Consider the following 15,799-nt stretch of genomic DNA (forward strand, 5'->3'; position numbering starts at 1 on the left):
CTATATTTTGATTAGCAAGAATCAAATTAAACTTATAACGGGACTCCATCAAAAAAAGTACCGAAATAAATACGGGCTATTCATAGCCGAAGGTCCAAAGATCATTGAGGACCTGTTAACAGCAGGAATGCAATTACATTCCTTCTTCGCTACAGAAGATGCCTCGCACATTGCTACTGGCTTTGAGATAGTTACCCATGCCGAGCTCAAAAAAATAAGTGCACTAGCTACTGCCAATACCATGTTGGCCGTTTTTCATATTCCCGAAACAGGAAGCATTTCCGAAGAAGGACTCACCGTAGTTCTGGATTCCGTGCGGGATCCTGGGAATCTGGGAACCATCATCCGTCTTTGCGATTGGTTTGGGGTTTCTCAAGTGATTTGCTCACCCGATACGGTAGATTGTTTCAACCCTAAAGTCGTGCAGGCCACCATGGGGTCCATTGCAAGGGTTGCATTGCATTATAGGGAGCTACCTTCCTTTCTTAGCACCGCTAAACTTCCAACATACGCTGCGGTTATGGATGGCACTTCGGTATATAAGGAGACACTGTCCCAAAACGCCCTGTTGATTATGGGGAATGAGGCCAATGGAATTTCTTCGGAAGTAGAAGCGTTGGTTACCAACAGGATTACCATTCCTTATTTTGGAAATCCGGAGACAGCCGAGAGCCTCAATGTGGCTACAGCAACAGGGATTCTTCTAAACGAATTTCGTAGGGCTACTGGAAAGTAAAATTGATAAAGATTCCTCTTGTGCCCAAGTTCGAAATGTTCGAGGTCCATGGACTGTCGGGGTCATCGTCTGCCACCAATTCATTGCTCGTGGCAAAAACCCCACGTATGGAAGGGGTAAATTTAAAGTAGTATAGGTAAAAATCGACCCCAAAGCCCAATTCAAAGTAATTGGTGCTTCGTGTCATTCTAAACTGGCCTTCGTTATTGTCCTCTGGGTTCTGTTCATTACTGCTTAAGTTGATGGAAGAGGAAACTCCGGCAACAATAAAGGGTTTAAAATTATTGAGACGTTTGGTAGAGAATTTCACCAATAAAGGTACATGTATATAGGTGGATTTTACTTCACGCAAGGCATCATTTTCCTCAATAAAATTGGGGAAACGCAAATTTCTTTGGGTGAAATATAGCCCCGGTTCCAAGCGAAGGTTGATGTATTTGTTAACGCGCATGTCTCCAATAAGCCCCACATTAAATCCTGCTTGACTTTCTACAGAAATGTCCGTTAATTCATCATTGATCTGGTTGTTGTATTCTATCTTGAAATCATAACTGTTGAATCCCAAAAAATACCCCCACGAAAGGAATCGCTTATCGAAGTTTTCAATATTGGCCAGGCGCTCTTTACTGAAAAGCTGCGCATAGGAACTTTGTCCCAGCAATAGAAAACCTATGATTACTATAATCTGTCTCATCATTTTGTAGCGGTGTAAATAGTAGCTACACCCAAAGTCTGGGGTTTATTTTCAACCTCTATAAACCCAATTTTCCTTAAAATATTGTTGAGTTTTTCCCCGAAAGGGAAAACGGATGCACTTTCGCTTAAATACTTGTAAGCCACCTTGTCTTTAGAAAACAATTTGCCAATGACGGGCATAATGCCTTTGGTGTACATATAATAGCCTTGTTTCCAGGGGAATCGGGTGGGTACACTCGTTTCTAAAATTATAAATTTCCCTTTGGGTGCTAGGACGCGAAGTATTTCTGAAAGCCCTTTTTCCAAATTTTCAAAATTTCGGATTCCGAAGGAAACGGTGATCGCGTCAAAGGAATTATCTTCAAATGGCAAAGCTTCGCTATCGCCCTTCACAAATGACACATTTAGGGAAGCCCCAGTTGCCTTTTTTCTAGCTACCGAAAGCATGCCCTCACTAAGGTCCAATCCTACCACTTTGGCTTGGGGTATTTTTTTTGAAAACTGTAAGGCCAAATCTCCGGTTCCCGTAGCTATATCCAAGATGGATTTAGGCTCGCCTTCGGCGATCATCCTAACCACTTTTTTTCGCCATTTTACGTCGGATCCCAAGGATATTACCCTATTAAGTCCATCGTAATTACCCGAAATAGTGTCGAACATCTGCTCAACTTGCTCTTTCTTACTGCCTTGGGCGTCTTTGTATGGGGTAACTTGTTTGCTCATTAGCTTTAAACGGATGCAAAGCTACGTACTTTTCAGATACTTTTCGCATAAGGATGTGTTTTCCTGTATGAAGTTGGAATTTAAAGGGTTCCAATCTTGGTAAAGGCTTAACACAAGGAATGTGGGTAAATTTGTACCTTTGCCCCACTTATCCTTTATGGTTATTTATGAAAATTATTATTGCCGGTGCCGGTGAAGTAGGATTTCATTTAGCAAAACTCCTTTCTTTCGAGTCCCAAGATATTACCCTTATCGACACCAATCGTGAGTCGCTAGCCTATGCAGATACCCATTTGGATATCCGTGTTATTCGAGGTGATGCCACTTCTATATCCGTGCTTAAGGAATCTCGAGTTAATGGTACCGATCTTGTTATTGCGGTGACTTCTTCAGAAACCACCAATATTACGGTATGCGTGTTGGCCAAGCAGCTCGGAGCCAAAAGAACCATCGCCAGAATATCGAATACAGAATTCCTCGAAAACAAGGAAGAAGTCCAGTTTACCAAGTTTGGAATCGACGAACTCATTTCTCCAGAATCTTTGGCTTCTTCAGAAATTGAATTGCTTCTCAACCAAAGTGGATTTAACGATACCTATGAGTTTGAGGAGGGGGCGTTGACCATGATAGGACTTCAGTTGTCCCGAACGGCTGCTTTTGTTGGGAAAACGGTAAAGGAAGTTGGGTTTCAACATCCAGAATTAAAATATGTTCCTATCGCAATACAGCGCTATGGAACCCAATATACCTTGATCCCGAGAGGGGATACCAAGTTTAAGGAAGGGGACCAGGTATATTTTACCACCACCCAGGAAGGGGTGGAGCATATCTATAAACTTACCGGAAAGGTAAAGGAACCCATTAAGAATGTGATGATCCTTGGAGGGAGTAAAATTGGTTATAAAACTGCCAATGATCTCTGCAAGGGGAAATTTAATGTGAAGCTTATTGAAAACAGTAAGGAAAAGGCGTTCGAGATTGCCGATGATATCCCTAGTTGTTTAGTAATTCATGGCGATGGGCGAAATGTGGAATTACTTCAGGAAGAGTCCATTCAGGAAATGGATGCCTTTATTTCGGTCACCGGAAATAGCGAAACCAATATCATGTCTTGCTTGGTGGCAAAGTCTAAGGGTGTAAAGAAAACGATCGCCTTGGTTGAGAATATGGATTACTTTCAGTTATCCCATTCCATAGGCATCGATACCCTTATCAATAAAAAGCTATTGGCTGCGAATAACATCTTCCGACATGTTAGAAAAGGGGAGATTGTAGCGATGACGATGCTCAACAATATGAATGCGGAGTTATTGGAGTTCATTGTTTCTCCTTCTTCTGAAGTTTGCAATAAGGTGGTTCGTGAGATCGATTTTCCACGATCTGCGATTATTGGTGGGGTGATTCGTGATGGAATCGGGATGATTGCCCTTGGGGATTTTGTTATTGAAAGTGGCGACCGTATCGTGGTCTGCTCACTTCCACAATCCATTAAGAAAGTAGAAAAACTATTCGTGTAATGCGGTCGGTCTCCAAGCTTAATTACAAGATTATTTTTTATCTCATGGGAGTCCTCTGGTTGTTCAACGGAGGATTCATGCTCATTGCTTCGCTATTCAGTTTTATTTACAAAGATGGCGTAGGGGTAGAGATGGTGCTTGCAGGAGCTGTTACGCTTCTCATGGGAGGGCTGCTTATGCTTTCCACAAAAGACCATACTAAGGAGCTAAACAAAAGGGATGGGTATGTAATCGTAACCTTCGGCTGGATTTCCATGTCCTTGGTAGGAACCTTGCCGTATCTATTTACAGGAGCTATTCCCAACTTTACCAATGCCTTCTTTGAAACCATGAGTGGGTATACCACTACGGGGGCGTCTATCTTGAATGATATTGAAAGCCTTCCAGAAAGTGTATTATTCTGGCGAAGTATCACCCATTGGATTGGGGGTATGGGAATTATCGTTTTGGCCATTGCTATCCTCCCGCTACTGGGCATTGGGGGAATGCAGTTGTTTGCCGCCGAAGCGCCAGGTCCGGGAGGGGATAAGCTTCATCCGAGGATTACCGATACTGCGAAGCGTCTTTGGCTTATTTATGTAGGTTATACGATAGCGGAAACGATCTTGTTGAAAGTGGCAGGGATGAGTTTCTTCGATGCTATTAACCATTCTTTGAGTACCTTAAGTACTGGTGGATTCTCCACAAAGAATGCGAGTATTGCCCATTGGAATGATCAACCGCTTATTCAATACATCATCATGGTCTTCATGTTCTTAGCAGGAACCAATTTTGTATTGAGTTATTTCGCTTTCAAAACAAGATTCAGCAAGATATTTAAAGATGAAGAGTTTAGGGCGTATTCGTTCTTCATTATAGGACTAACGCTTACGGCATTTCTATTTATCTACTACAAGGCCGATGTGGCTGCTTCGGCAGTAAATCACCCAATGGTCTTTGGGCCTTTGGAGAGCGCTTTCCGCCATGGGTTGTTTCAGGTATTAGCAGTGGTTACTACCACAGGATTTGTCACGGCCGATTTCACTGCTTGGACGCCCTTTCTTACCATCTTTTTCTTCGGATTGATGTTCTTGGGAGGTTCGGCAGGGTCTACTTCGGGAGGGATTAAAATCGTACGTCATTTAATCATGATTAAAAATGGAATCATGGAGTTTAGGAGAACCTTGCACCCCAATGCCATTTTACCTGTGCGTTACAACACCCGTGGGGTACAGCAACCTATTGTATTCAATATACTAGCATTCTTTATTTTGTATATGCTGTCTTTTATTATTGGGGTTTTGGTCTTTTCCGCTATGGGATTGGACTTCGAAACCGCCTTGGGAGGAGCGGCTTCTAGTCTGGGGAATGTAGGACCTGCCCTTGGGGATTTGGGTCCAGTAGATAACTACGCATCCCTTTCGGCTCCAGCCAAATGGTGGTCCTCTTTCTTAATGCTTATAGGGCGTTTGGAACTATTTACAGTATTGATTCTAATTACTCCCTTCTTCTGGAGGAATAGATAACTTTTTGTAATCTTCCCTAGCAGGGCTAAATACATCGAAGATTCTACAGGCGGTAATCGCTCTACCCGAATGTGGTATGTTGGATTCGATCAAGGCCACATCACCAGGATTACAAATTCGGGTTTCATTACCTATGGTAAGTTCAAAAGTACCTTCCAATACTTGGGAAAACTGTTCGTTTTCGTGAAAATGCTCAGGGAGCACAGCGCCCTCTTCCACTTCCACTAGGGAAAATGTTTGGGTATCCGTATGAATAAATCGGGCGGTAAATCCGGGTAATAAAGAAATGGGAGTGCAGTTTTCGAAAGAGGTAAACATGCTGGATATTTATGTTAGTCTACAGAAGTAATTTCTATCTCCACCCTTCGGTCGTATTCATCCCCTTTTCCAGTGGGTTGCATAAATGCCATGCCTAGGTAGCGCATCCTTCTTTTGTTGATTCCCTTTTTTACGAGATAGTTGTGAAGTGCTTGGGCACGGGCCTCGGAGAGATTCGTTCTTCCGGTTCTTACATTTTTTACATCCTTATAAGGTTTCATAGGGTCGCCACAACAGATGTGACCGATAAGCTTGAATTTTACCTTGGGGTTATTTTTCAGAAAATCCACCAATTCGTCCAAGGCTTCCCGGCTTTCGTCCATGATGACATCACGATCAGGATAGAATCGTATTCCACTAAGCGTGATCTTGTCTCCTTTTTTGGGGTTGACAAGCGAAATGATGGTTGGCTTTCTTTCTATGATGGGTTCTTCCACAATTTCTCCTACCACCGGAATGTGATCGCGTTTTAAGTGCACCAAAATATCGACCCTTCGGTTATCGGCAGCAGCGCTTCCGAGTTCTCCATAACCCTGAGAGGAGATGATGGTAAAAGCCCTTAGCTCTTTCTTTACATTTTCGGCTCGTTTTCGGGAAAGTTCCAGATTGTAATTTTCACCGCCTACACTATTGGTATACCCTTTAATGTGCACATCCAAGGAGTCCTTGTCTGGAAGAGCTTTTATACTCTCCAATAACTTATGGTGCTCGGTCGTAAGTTCGTATTGGTCGTTGGCATAGAATAATGAGAACTTCATCTCGGTTTCTTGTGCCATTAGAAACGAGCATGAAAATAGTGCGATAAGAACTATTATTCTCAAGGGTAAGGTTTCAACACCTTAAAAATAAGTCCTTTTGTGTTTCCGAAGGGTTAAATTTTCGAAAATTATGATACCGCTTGACTAATCCTAGAAATAGCTTCTTTAATATCCTCTTCGGAAGCCGCATAGGAAATTCGGATGCAGTTGGGGTCCCCAAAAGCTTGCCCCGTCACCGTGGCCACGTTGGCTTCTTCCAAAAGGAACAAGGCAAAATCACTGGAATTTTCGATGGTTTTGCCTTTCAGCGTCTTTCCGAAATAATAGGAAATATCTGGAAAGACGTAGAAAGCACCTTCTGGCTCATTGGTCTTAAACCCTGGGATTTCCTTCAGTAGTCCTAAGATAAGCTTCCTTCTTTCCTTAAAGGCATCAATCATATATTGGATTGCACTTGGAGAGGTTTCCAAAGCCGAAATAGTAGCCCGTTGTGCGATACAATTTGCACCACTGGTCACCTGTCCCTGCATTTTATTACAGGCACGGGCAATGTATTCGGGTGCGCCGATATAACCAATTCGCCAACCGGTCATGGAAAATGCTTTGGATACTCCGTTTACCGTTATGGTGCGATCGTACATATCTTCGAAAGCTGCCATAGACACGTGCGGTCCCGTGAAGTTAATGTGCTCGTATATTTCGTCACTTACTACGATGATGCTCGGGTGCTTTACCAACACATTGGCCAAAGCTCTCAATTCTTCCTTGGAGTAGACGGATCCACTAGGGTTACATGGTGAACTGTAGATCATCATTTTGGTCTTGGGCGTAATGGCCGCTTCCAAGGCCTCAGGAGTCACTTTAAAATCACTTTCTATAGAAGTAGGGATTTCCACAGGTACACCTCCAGCTACCTTGCTAATATCGCTGTAGCTTACCCAGTAGGGTGCGGGTAGCAATACTTCGTCTCCCGGGTTTAGCAGTACTTGGGCCAAATTGGCTAGCGATTGCTTAGCTCCCGTAGAAACAACAATTTGGGAAGGGCTGTAGTCTAGTCCGTTATCCCTCTTAAACTTGGTAATGATGGCTTGTTTTAGGTCGCCGTACCCATCGACAGGAGTATACGAATGATAATCGTCCTTAATGGCCTGAATGGCGGAGTCCTTAACAAAATTGGGAACCGTAAAATCCGGTTCCCCTAAACTTAAGCCTATAATGTCTTTTCCTTGTTCCCTTAGTTCGCGTGCTTTGGCTGCCATGGCCAAAGTGGCTGAGGTGGCCATTTGATTCACGCGGTCGGATAGTTTTGGATTCATAGTGAAGTTAGGTGGTTAGGGCAGCTGGTTTCATGCCCATTTGTTTTAAATGTTTAAAGTGAGCGATAATTGCTTTCCTGGTAGTTTTGTATTCGTGGTAAGGTAAATTGAATTCCCTTGCCGTGTTTTTTACAATCTCAGATATTTTAGTGTAATGAATGTGGCTTATGTTTGGGAAGATATGGTGTTCTACCTGGTGGTTCAATCCTCCTGTAAACCAGTTCACGATTCTATTTTTTGTAGAGAAGTTAACGGTTGTAAACAATTGGTGAATGGCCCAAGTGTTTTTCATGCTTCCAGTGGCATCCGGTAATGGCATTTCGGTATCTTCTACAATATGAGCCAATTGAAAGACAACACTGAGAATAAGTCCTGCAACATAATGCATGATAAAGAATCCGATTAGAATCTGCCACCAAGCAATGGGGAAGAAAATCATAGGAATTACAATCCATACAACGGCGTACAATACTTTCGTGCTTATTAATATGCTCCATTGCGCCAAGGGTTTCGGTAATTTTCCATAGGAAAGTTTTCTAGCCAAGTATCGCTTGGTTTGCAAGAAGTCCGCTGTTAAAACCCAGTTTATTGTAAGTAGACCGTACAAGAATATGCTGTAGATATGTTGAAATCTGTGAAAGCGGCTCCATTTAGAGTGCTTGGTAAATCTTAGAATGCGACCCGCCTCCAAATCTTCATCATGACCGTGTATATTAGTATAGGTATGGTGCAAAACATTGTGCTGCACCTGCCAATTATAAACATTTCCAGCTAAAATATACATGCTACTTCCCATGAGCTTGTTTACCCATTTTTTGGAAGAATAGGAGCCATGATTGGCATCGTGCATCACATTCATTCCCACACCGGCCATTCCAACCCCCATAATGATGCTGGATAAAAGCAGCAAGTACCATGGCATATCTACCAAAAGAAGTAAGAAATAAGGCCCCAGATACAGGGCAAACATGATGATTGTTTTAAGGTGCAGTTTCCAGTTCCCGGTTCGGGATATGTTGTTTTCCTTAAAATAGTTGTTTACACGCTTGTTGAGGGTTCTAAAAAATTTAGCGGAATCAACCCGGGAAAATTTTATTTGCTTATCATTCACAATAAGTAGTATTTATTGGTTCTGGGGAAACCCAAAAAATTAAGGCACTAAAATACGCATCTTAAGTTAGATAGTACATGCAGATATCTTAAAATTTATCAAGGATATGCTACTTTTGCGGTTGATAACTCACTATGGAATTACTACAGTCTTATTTTACCGATCTATCGGAAACACAAATAGAGCAGTTCACCGCATTAGAAAGCCTTTATAAGGATTGGAACCTAAAAATTAACGTGGTTTCCCGAAAAGATATCGATGAACTTTATTTACGGCATGTGCTGCATTCCTTGGGAATTGCCAAGGTTCAGCTCTTTTTGCCGGGATCAAAAGTCTTGGATGTAGGCACTGGAGGCGGCTTTCCGGGGATTCCTTTAGCGATTCTCTTTCCAGAAACGCAATTCCACTTGGTAGATAGTATTGGGAAGAAAATCAAGGTGGTAGAAGAGGTACGCGATGGTTTGGGGCTGGAAAATGTAAAAGTGACCAACGCGCGTGTGGAAACGATTGACGATCACTACGATTTTATTGTAAGTAGGGCCGTGGCACAAATGGAAACCTTTGTACGTTGGGTGAAAGGGAAAATCCTTAAAGATAGTCGGCATGAGCTTAGAAACGGTATCCTTTACTTAAAAGGAGGCGACTTAACCGAAGAGTTGGCCAATTACCGCACTGCCAAGGTATATCCGCTTTCCAATTACTTCAAAGAAGAATTTTTCGACACCAAAAGTGTGGTCCATCTTCCCATGAAATACAAAGGATAGCCTTTTTTAGATTTCTCTATTGCTTGATGATTTTTTTGATGCTCTCTTGTCCTTCAGAAGTCAATGAGACAAGATACGTTCCAGAGGCTATTCCTTCTAGATTAATAGCGTTTCCCGGCATTAAGTAACCCGATCGTATGGTTTCGCCCTGGAGACTGTAAACGGTATAATGATAGTTTTTTGAAGTATGTGAAAGATATAAGTTATCGTTAGCGGGAACTGGAAATAAACGTAATTGATTCCATTCGTTTTCTTCTGTGGAGAGCGTATTGTACGAATAGGTCCAGCGCATAGAGTTTTCCCAAGTGTTGGATTGTGTCCACAATTGGGTAATAATCGTGTTGATGGTTCCATTGCTGTTGTTCTGATAGGTGAGGAAAGACGAGTTTACCCAACTATTCCCTGTTTCGTCCCAAATTTGGGTCAATAGTTCGATAAGGTAGCCATTGCCATCATAGGTATACAGGTTTCTGCTACTGTTTACGTATTGACTTCCATTCCAAGTTTCGTTCAAGAACTCCAATATGGCGTTATCACTGTTATAGGTGTTGGTGGTTCGATACGAATTTTCCCATGTGTTGTTGTCGCTATTCCAAGAGTCCCCGATTAATTGAATGGGAAATCCGTCAGCATTGTTGGTGTAATTGACTTGTGAATTATTTACATAGGCGCCATTCTCCCAGAATTCCTGAAGCAAATAGACAAGGTGTTCATTAGTGTCATAGGTGTATTCCCGAAAAACGAAATTGTTCCACATATTGTTGAACCAAGAGGTAAGTTCCGATTCGCTTAAAAGGCCATCGCCGTTCACTTGATTTACAGTTCGGGTGCTATTGTCCCAATCCGTACCTGCCCATATTTGTGATATGGTTTCTCCTACGGTATTGCCCATATAGTTGCTGTAACTTGTTAATGAGCTGTTTTCATACTGCGTACCTTCCCAAAACTCCCCCAAGATGGAAGCAATTTGATCATTGCTGTTATAGCTGTAAGTCTGAAGTATGTTGTTTTCCCAATCATTGGCTTCCCAGCGCTCAATTGTAATTGTATTGATTTGTTGTGAAAAAAGAGTGGGGGATACACAAGCGAAAAGAAACACTAGAAGTTTTTTCATGATGATTTTGAATTGGGATTGCTAAAAAAAGAAAAACCTTTCAAATACAATCGATTCGAAAGGTTTTTTATGTCGTGAAATTTGAATTTTATCCCAAGAACGGATATCTGTAATCCGTAGGGGTAACAAAGGTTTCCTTAATCATTCTTGGCGATATCCAACGGTATAGGTTCAATTTACTTCCAGCTTTGTCATTGGTTCCACTGGCTCTTGCACCTCCAAAGGGCTGTTGTCCTACAACCGCACCTGTTGGCTTGTCGTTTACATAAAAGTTTCCAGCGGCATTTTCCAAAATCTTAATCCCTGTTTCCAAGGCATAGCGATCTTCGCTAAAAACAGCTCCTGTTAAGGCATATTCGCTGGTTTCGTCTACTAGGTGAAGGGTTTCTTCCCAAGCGTCATCTTCAAACACATAAATGGTCACTACAGGTCCAAACAATTCAGTACACATGGTGGTGTATTTTGGATCATTGGTCTTGATTACCGTAGGCTCAATGAAATACCCTTTGCTCTTGTCGTAACCACCCCCAGCAATGATCTCGGCGTTGGCATCTGCTTTTGCCTGATCAATATAACTGGCTAATTTGTCGAAAGAACCCTCGTGGATCACAGCAGTAATGAAGTTGCTCATATCTTCTGGCGATCCCATGGTAAAGGAAGCTAAATCTTCTTTTAGGTACTTCTCTACGTCGTTCCAAATACTTTTTGAAATGTAACAGCGACTGGCCGCACTACATTTTTGTCCTTGGAATTCGAACGCTCCTCTTGCAATAGCGGTAGCTACTTGCTTTGGGTTTGAGGTTTTGTGGGCAACGATAAAGTCTTTTCCACCCGTTTCCCCAACAATTCTAGGGTAGGTTTTATAATTGTGGATGTTGGTACCTATCTTTTGCCAAATATCTTTAAATACATGAGTAGATCCGGTAAAGTGCAATCCGCTAAAATCGGGACTGGCCAAAATAGTATCGGTAATCATCACAGGATCTCCCATCACCATATTGATCACTCCTGGAGGCACCCCTGCTTCTTGGAACACGTCTAAAATTACCTTGGCAGAATATACCTGGCTGTCACTAGGCTTCCATACCACTACGTTCCCCATAAGAGCCGCACTGGCAGGTAGGTTAGCAGAGATGGCTGTAAAGTTGAACGGTGTAATCGCGTAGATGAATCCTTCTAAAGGACGATACTCCAATCGGTTCCAAGCGCCTGAAGTTGACTCTGGTTGTTCGTGATAAATTTCGGTCATGAACTGAACGTTGAATCGAAGGAAATCGATCAACTCACAAGCGGCATCAATTTCTGCTTGATGAATGGTCTTAGATTGGGCTAGCATCGTAGCAGCATTGATCTTTGCACGGTACGGACCAGCAATAAGTTCTGCGGCACGTAAGAAGATACCTGCGCGTTGTTCCCAAGGCATTTGCGCCCATTTTTTGCGGGCTTCCAAAGCTGTTGCTATCGCTTGTTCAACATGGGATTTCTCAGCTTTATGATAGCTCCCCAATACATGTTGATGATCATGCGGAGGAGACATGGTTGCTGTATTTCCGGTAGTGATATGTTCACCGTTAATATATAAAGGTACATCAACAGTGCTGTTGTACATTTCCTTATAGGTTTTTGATGCGGCTTCGCGTTCTGGAGAGCCCGGAGCATAGCCCAAAACCGGTTCGTTTACGGCGATTGGAACTTCAAAAAATCCTTTTCCCATGGTGTTTTGTTTAGGTTTTTAAATTTGAGTTGCAAAGGTACAAATTTAGAGGCAGTAAAATACTATGGATGTGGGTATCTTAATGAACCTGAAAAGGAAAGTGAAGGGTTACGGCAGATATACCTATTTTTGTAATGTCCAGTTTACCAAAGACAGTTGCATTAAACAATGTGTACGCTCACTTTTTACCCAACGACCGATTCCGGGTTCATTCTTACATCCAGTAGGGACGAAGCCCCGCAACGAAAGACACTTTTACCAGAAGAATACGACGTAGAAGGATCCAAGCTTATTTTTCCGAAGGATGCAGTGGCGGGGGGAACTTGGTTGGGCGTAAGCGATCGGCAAAGGCTGGTTTGTTTGTTGAATGGAGGTTTCGAACCGCATATCCGGAAAGAGAGCTACAGAATGAGCCGTGGAATCATAGTGACTTCCTTGCTTACGGCAGTAAATGCGGTTGCTGAGGTGCATCATTTCGATTTTACAGGCATAGAGCCTTTTACAGTGGTTATTGTCGATTGGACCGAAACCCTAAAAATCCATGAATTGGTTTGGGATGGAGCCAACTCCCATTTTTCTGAAAAGTCCCTGCAACCTCACATCTGGTCTTCTTCATTGCTATATCCAAAAGACGTAAAACGCAAAAGGCAAGTATGGTTTTCGGACTTGTTGAAGGATGATCTGGCGATGGATGGTAACGCCCTTTTAAATTTCCATAAAACAGCAGGCGATGGAAATCCGCACAGCGATCTTGTAATGGATATGGGGTTTGTGAAGACTAAGAGCATAAGTCAGATCGAAAAAAATGCCGATCTTGGCACTTTCGTATATGAAGATTTGCAAACAAAAGAATCCAAAAAGCTGAAGTTTTGAAGCACACGGGAACCCTATTAGTACTGGCATATCCGGATACCTTCGTTACCATGAGTGATGAATGGATCTGCAATGTGTTGCCACTAGTGGGTCTTGGTACCCGGGAGTACATTAAGGCAGGTCATGCCGCCCTCATGCTTATTGAAAACAAAACAGGAGAGGCGTGCTATTTCGATTTTGGACGATATGTAACCCCGAAAGGTCATGGACGGGTGCGGGGAGCCAATACGGATGCCGAACTTCATGTACCGATTAAAGCGAAGTTCTGTGATATAGGTATGCTAAAAAATAACGAAGAGCTTTTGCTTTGGTTGGATGCCAATCCACATAAAACACACGGAGAAGGACGATTGCTCGCTTCTATATGCTACAGCATCGATTTTAAGAAAGCACAACAATACATCGATAGTCTTCAAGGTAGGGGGAGTATCCCTTATGGGGCCTTCAATAAAGACGGAAGTAATTGTTCGCGTTTCGTAACGGAGACCATATTGGCTTCAACCTCGGATGAAAAAGTGGTTCGAGCCTTGAAATTCAATAAAAAATTTACCCCTAGTACAGTGGGTAATGTAGAAAAGGCGGCTTCACTGGGTACGGTTTACGAAGTTTTCGAAGGGAATGTAAAACCTTTCAAAGGATCTGCGTTTAAGGAAAACCTGACCAATTATTTCGACAAAAAACGACCCAATTCCCATGCTTCTATATCGGAAAGAAATATTCCAGAGCATGCTCAAAAACTATCGGGAACGGGAAGCAATGCATGGTTCGAGTTGATCTTGGACGAAGAGTTACCCAAATCGCATTTCCGCATTCGTAGATACAACGATTTGTTCGAAGTAGATTATGACGGGATCTACGTTTCAGAAGTGTTCGATGCGTATCAGCCCTTTCAATTTACGTACGACTCCCACTGTGGGTTCTGTCACGTCATTCAAGGAGAAGAAAAGATACGATTGGACGGGATTGCTAGCTACACCGTGTTTAATTCATCGCGAAAGGTGCGTTCAGCTTAAATAAGGGAATTCCCACTTTAATATTCTTGGAATTGGTTACCATATCATAGTGGCCCTGCATGGAACCGAAAGGTGAAATTAGTAAGCAACCACTTTCATAGGTATGCGCTTTGCCAGGATCAATGATAGGTTGTTGGCCTATGACTCCTTTTCCTTCGACCACGACCGTGTGGTTCAATGCATCTTTAATGAGCCAATAGCGCGAAATGAGCTGAATGGATTCCGGACTGTTGTTTTCTATGGTAATACGATACGAAAAGGCATACTGTTTCTGCTGCTTATTGTAAAAAGCATTCTCATAATTACTCTCTACGGAAACTTTAATTCCTTGTGTGGTTAATTGTATCATGTCAATACATGGCCGCAGTGACTGCAAAAAACAGAACGGCACTAATCGTGGCGCTTATCAAAAAAACGAAATTTAGGAAAATAAATTTTATTATGGTAATGAGTCGTTTTTGTTGGTAAAAATTACGCAATGCCTTATAAAAATAAAACGGGCCTATGAGTAAAAATAGGATGCTCACAAAAACATCTTCCCCAATAAGCATGTCCGGCAAAATAGCAATGAGCATGGCCAGAAATACAAAGCTGAATATATGGAAGATAAAGATCATGTGCTCCATATAGGTGTATTTTTTTCTCGAATAAATGAGCCAAAAGAATAGGGCATAGAAGGGCGTAAAGAAGAAGACAAAGAAAGGTGTCTTCTCGAATAGATAGGTTGCAAACTCTGCAGGCCGTTCCTTGATTTGCTCAAACGCCTCATTCTTATTGTAGGCCCAACGATTATAGCCAGTGTTGGCATGTTTAAGGCTGTCTAGTGCCTGCGCCGGATCCTTTATGCCGGTGGCTTCATAAAAGTCGTAATACAAGCTAAAACGCTTTACGATTTTGTTGGCCCGATTCAGGGTGTCCAGATGTTCTTCAGAAATGTACTCGTAGGTTTTTAACGAGTCCGCCTCCTTGGGCTTTGGGATGGCTTCCTTAATCATGGAATCCAATTCCTGAGTGCTGGGCACTTCATTCGCTGCGAGTATGGAATCCAATCCAATCGCTTCAACAGGAACTCCCTGTGCTTTCAAGACCGAATCTATGCTGATGCTATCTGGAACTTTGGGAACCAACTTAAAATTTTCCCCATCCGATTTTAACTCGAAATTGGGACCCTTTTTGTTGCCATCGTTAATCAAATTGTTCGTTCCTGTAAAAGTGGCAATCAAGCTTTGCACAAGAAAATAAATGATAGAAACACTTAAGAAGAACCGAAACGGATTGGCGTATTTTAATCGCTGCCCTCCTACATAGTTTCGGGTAATGACCCCAGGCCGAAGCAGAAGGTCTTTTAAGGTAAAGCGAAACCTTGAATCATAAGTGATGATGCTGCCAATAAACTCCCCGAAAAAGTCCTTGAGCGAAAGACTCTTGGTGGTGTTCAATTGCCCGCAATAGGAGCAATACATATCGCTCAGTTCTAATGGGGTGCCACAATTAAGGCATTTCGGAGCCCTGTATTTGGCAGCCTTCCGCCCTTTGTGTTTGGTGGGGAGTTGGTTAGTCATATCGTAAAGTTAAAAAACTTAACGATAGTAGCCCTATTGGGCATTGACCAAAATGCGAGGGGTGAAAGAAATATACTCC

At 42.5% G+C, this 15,799-nt stretch carries 16 protein-coding genes; 6 read left to right on the forward strand and 10 right to left on the reverse strand.

What is annotated here, in order from left to right; all coding sequences use genetic code 11:
* Positions 1-7 precede the first annotated feature (7 nt).
* Complete coding sequence (locus POV27_RS04245; RefSeq protein ID WP_272861482.1) at positions 8-736, forward strand: TrmH family RNA methyltransferase; 729 nt, start codon at positions 8-10, stop codon at positions 734-736.
* Here POV27_RS04245 and porT read toward each other — a convergent pair.
* Positions 723-1,430 carry a type IX secretion/gliding motility protein PorT/SprT gene (gene porT, locus POV27_RS04250; RefSeq protein WP_272861599.1) on the reverse strand — a complete coding sequence of 236 codons (708 nt, stop codon included), beginning with the start codon at positions 1,428-1,430 and terminating at the stop codon, positions 723-725. The genes POV27_RS04245 and porT overlap by 14 nt on opposite strands.
* Entirely contained in the window at positions 1,430-2,155 is a 726-nt protein-coding gene (gene ubiE / locus POV27_RS04255) for a bifunctional demethylmenaquinone methyltransferase/2-methoxy-6-polyprenyl-1,4-benzoquinol methylase UbiE (RefSeq protein WP_272861483.1), read from the reverse strand. The genes porT and ubiE overlap by 1 nt, the downstream gene beginning before the upstream one ends.
* Before the next feature lie 167 nt (positions 2,156-2,322).
* On the opposite strand from ubiE, the gene trkA reads away from it, so the two are divergent.
* Both trkA and POV27_RS04265 read left to right on the forward strand, forming a co-directional pair.
* Positions 2,323-3,672, forward strand: coding sequence for a Trk system potassium transporter TrkA (gene trkA / locus POV27_RS04260; RefSeq protein ID WP_272861484.1), 1,350 nt, complete (start codon positions 2,323-2,325; stop codon positions 3,670-3,672).
* Positions 3,672-5,177 carry a TrkH family potassium uptake protein gene (locus POV27_RS04265; protein WP_272861485.1) on the forward strand — a complete coding sequence of 502 codons (1,506 nt, stop codon included), beginning with the start codon at positions 3,672-3,674 and terminating at the stop codon, positions 5,175-5,177. The genes trkA and POV27_RS04265 overlap by 1 nt, the downstream gene beginning before the upstream one ends.
* On the opposite strand, the gene POV27_RS04270 is transcribed toward POV27_RS04265, so the two are convergent.
* The 4 genes from POV27_RS04270 to POV27_RS04285 form a co-directional block, all read right to left on the reverse strand.
* Complete coding sequence (locus POV27_RS04270) at positions 5,145-5,495, reverse strand: cupin domain-containing protein (RefSeq protein ID WP_272861486.1); 351 nt, start codon at positions 5,493-5,495, stop codon at positions 5,145-5,147. The genes POV27_RS04265 and POV27_RS04270 overlap by 33 nt on opposite strands.
* Positions 5,496-5,509: 14 nt before the next feature.
* On the reverse strand, positions 5,510-6,271 hold the full coding sequence (locus tag POV27_RS04275; RefSeq protein ID WP_272861487.1) for an OmpA family protein: 762 nt from the start codon (positions 6,269-6,271) through the stop codon (positions 5,510-5,512).
* Between the two features lie 110 nt (positions 6,272-6,381).
* Positions 6,382-7,569: a pyridoxal phosphate-dependent aminotransferase gene (locus POV27_RS04280; protein ID WP_272861488.1), complete on the reverse strand. Its 1,188-nt coding sequence runs from the start codon at positions 7,567-7,569 to the stop codon at positions 6,382-6,384.
* 7 nt (positions 7,570-7,576) lie between these two features.
* Positions 7,577-8,539 (reverse strand): fatty acid desaturase family protein, encoded by a 963-nt coding sequence (locus POV27_RS04285; RefSeq protein ID WP_419179931.1) that lies wholly within the window; start codon positions 8,537-8,539, stop codon positions 7,577-7,579.
* Between the two features lie 275 nt (positions 8,540-8,814).
* Here POV27_RS04285 and rsmG point away from each other — a divergent pair, with 275 nt between their 5' ends.
* Positions 8,815-9,444: a 16S rRNA (guanine(527)-N(7))-methyltransferase RsmG gene (gene rsmG / locus POV27_RS04290; protein ID WP_272861490.1), complete on the forward strand. Its 630-nt coding sequence runs from the start codon at positions 8,815-8,817 to the stop codon at positions 9,442-9,444.
* A gap of 16 nt (positions 9,445-9,460) precedes the next feature.
* Here rsmG and POV27_RS04295 read toward each other — a convergent pair whose 3' ends face one another.
* On the reverse strand, positions 9,461-10,558 hold the full coding sequence (locus POV27_RS04295; RefSeq protein WP_272861491.1) for a T9SS type A sorting domain-containing protein: 1,098 nt from the start codon (positions 10,556-10,558) through the stop codon (positions 9,461-9,463).
* Between the two features lie 88 nt (positions 10,559-10,646).
* Positions 10,647-12,272 (reverse strand): L-glutamate gamma-semialdehyde dehydrogenase, encoded by a 1,626-nt coding sequence (pruA, locus tag POV27_RS04300; RefSeq protein ID WP_272861492.1) that lies wholly within the window; start codon positions 12,270-12,272, stop codon positions 10,647-10,649.
* A gap of 168 nt (positions 12,273-12,440) precedes the next feature.
* Between pruA and POV27_RS04305 the strand changes: the two genes are divergently transcribed.
* Positions 12,441-13,145, forward strand: coding sequence for an NRDE family protein (locus POV27_RS04305; RefSeq protein ID WP_272861493.1), 705 nt, complete (start codon positions 12,441-12,443; stop codon positions 13,143-13,145).
* Complete coding sequence (locus tag POV27_RS04310; RefSeq protein ID WP_272861494.1) at positions 13,142-14,158, forward strand: DUF6695 family protein; 1,017 nt, start codon at positions 13,142-13,144, stop codon at positions 14,156-14,158. Before POV27_RS04305 ends, POV27_RS04310 begins: the two co-directional genes overlap by 4 nt.
* On the opposite strand, the gene apaG is transcribed toward POV27_RS04310, so the two are convergent.
* Both apaG and POV27_RS04320 read right to left on the reverse strand, forming a co-directional pair.
* Complete coding sequence (gene apaG / locus POV27_RS04315; protein WP_272861495.1) at positions 14,127-14,507, reverse strand: Co2+/Mg2+ efflux protein ApaG; 381 nt, start codon at positions 14,505-14,507, stop codon at positions 14,127-14,129. The two genes, POV27_RS04310 and apaG, sit on opposite strands and share 32 nt — an antisense overlap.
* A 1-nt stretch (position 14,508) precedes the next feature.
* Complete coding sequence (locus tag POV27_RS04320; RefSeq protein WP_272861496.1) at positions 14,509-15,720, reverse strand: DUF3667 domain-containing protein; 1,212 nt, start codon at positions 15,718-15,720, stop codon at positions 14,509-14,511.
* Between the last annotated feature and the right edge of the window lie 79 nt (positions 15,721-15,799).

This window comes from Aureisphaera galaxeae, assembly GCF_028561275.1.
GTDB lineage: Bacteria > Bacteroidota > Bacteroidia > Flavobacteriales > Flavobacteriaceae > Aureisphaera > Aureisphaera galaxeae.

Excerpts from the sequence above, each read along its gene's own strand:
- porT (WP_272861599.1), bottom strand. The coding sequence starts at position 1,430 with ATGAGACAGATTATAGTAATCATAGGTTTTCTATTGCTGGGACAAAGT.
- ubiE (WP_272861483.1), bottom strand. The coding sequence starts at position 2,155 with ATGAGCAAACAAGTTACCCCATACAAAGACGCCCAAGGCAGTAAGAAA.
- trkA (WP_272861484.1), top strand. The coding sequence starts at position 2,323 with ATGAAAATTATTATTGCCGGTGCCGGTGAAGTAGGATTTCATTTAGCA.
- POV27_RS04265 (WP_272861485.1), top strand. The coding sequence starts at position 3,672 with ATGCGGTCGGTCTCCAAGCTTAATTACAAGATTATTTTTTATCTCATG.
- POV27_RS04270 (WP_272861486.1), bottom strand. The coding sequence starts at position 5,495 with ATGTTTACCTCTTTCGAAAACTGCACTCCCATTTCTTTATTACCCGGA.
- POV27_RS04275 (WP_272861487.1), bottom strand. The coding sequence starts at position 6,271 with ATGGCACAAGAAACCGAGATGAAGTTCTCATTATTCTATGCCAACGAC.
- POV27_RS04280 (WP_272861488.1), bottom strand. The coding sequence starts at position 7,569 with ATGAATCCAAAACTATCCGACCGCGTGAATCAAATGGCCACCTCAGCC.
- POV27_RS04285 (WP_419179931.1), bottom strand. The coding sequence starts at position 8,539 with ATGTTTGCCCTGTATCTGGGGCCTTATTTCTTACTTCTTTTGGTAGAT.
- rsmG (WP_272861490.1), top strand. The coding sequence starts at position 8,815 with ATGGAATTACTACAGTCTTATTTTACCGATCTATCGGAAACACAAATA.
- POV27_RS04295 (WP_272861491.1), bottom strand. The coding sequence starts at position 10,558 with ATGAAAAAACTTCTAGTGTTTCTTTTCGCTTGTGTATCCCCCACTCTT.
- pruA (WP_272861492.1), bottom strand. The coding sequence starts at position 12,272 with ATGGGAAAAGGATTTTTTGAAGTTCCAATCGCCGTAAACGAACCGGTT.
- POV27_RS04305 (WP_272861493.1), top strand. The coding sequence starts at position 12,441 with ATGTGTACGCTCACTTTTTACCCAACGACCGATTCCGGGTTCATTCTT.
- apaG (WP_272861495.1), bottom strand. The coding sequence starts at position 14,507 with ATGATACAATTAACCACACAAGGAATTAAAGTTTCCGTAGAGAGTAAT.
- POV27_RS04320 (WP_272861496.1), bottom strand. The coding sequence starts at position 15,720 with ATGACTAACCAACTCCCCACCAAACACAAAGGGCGGAAGGCTGCCAAA.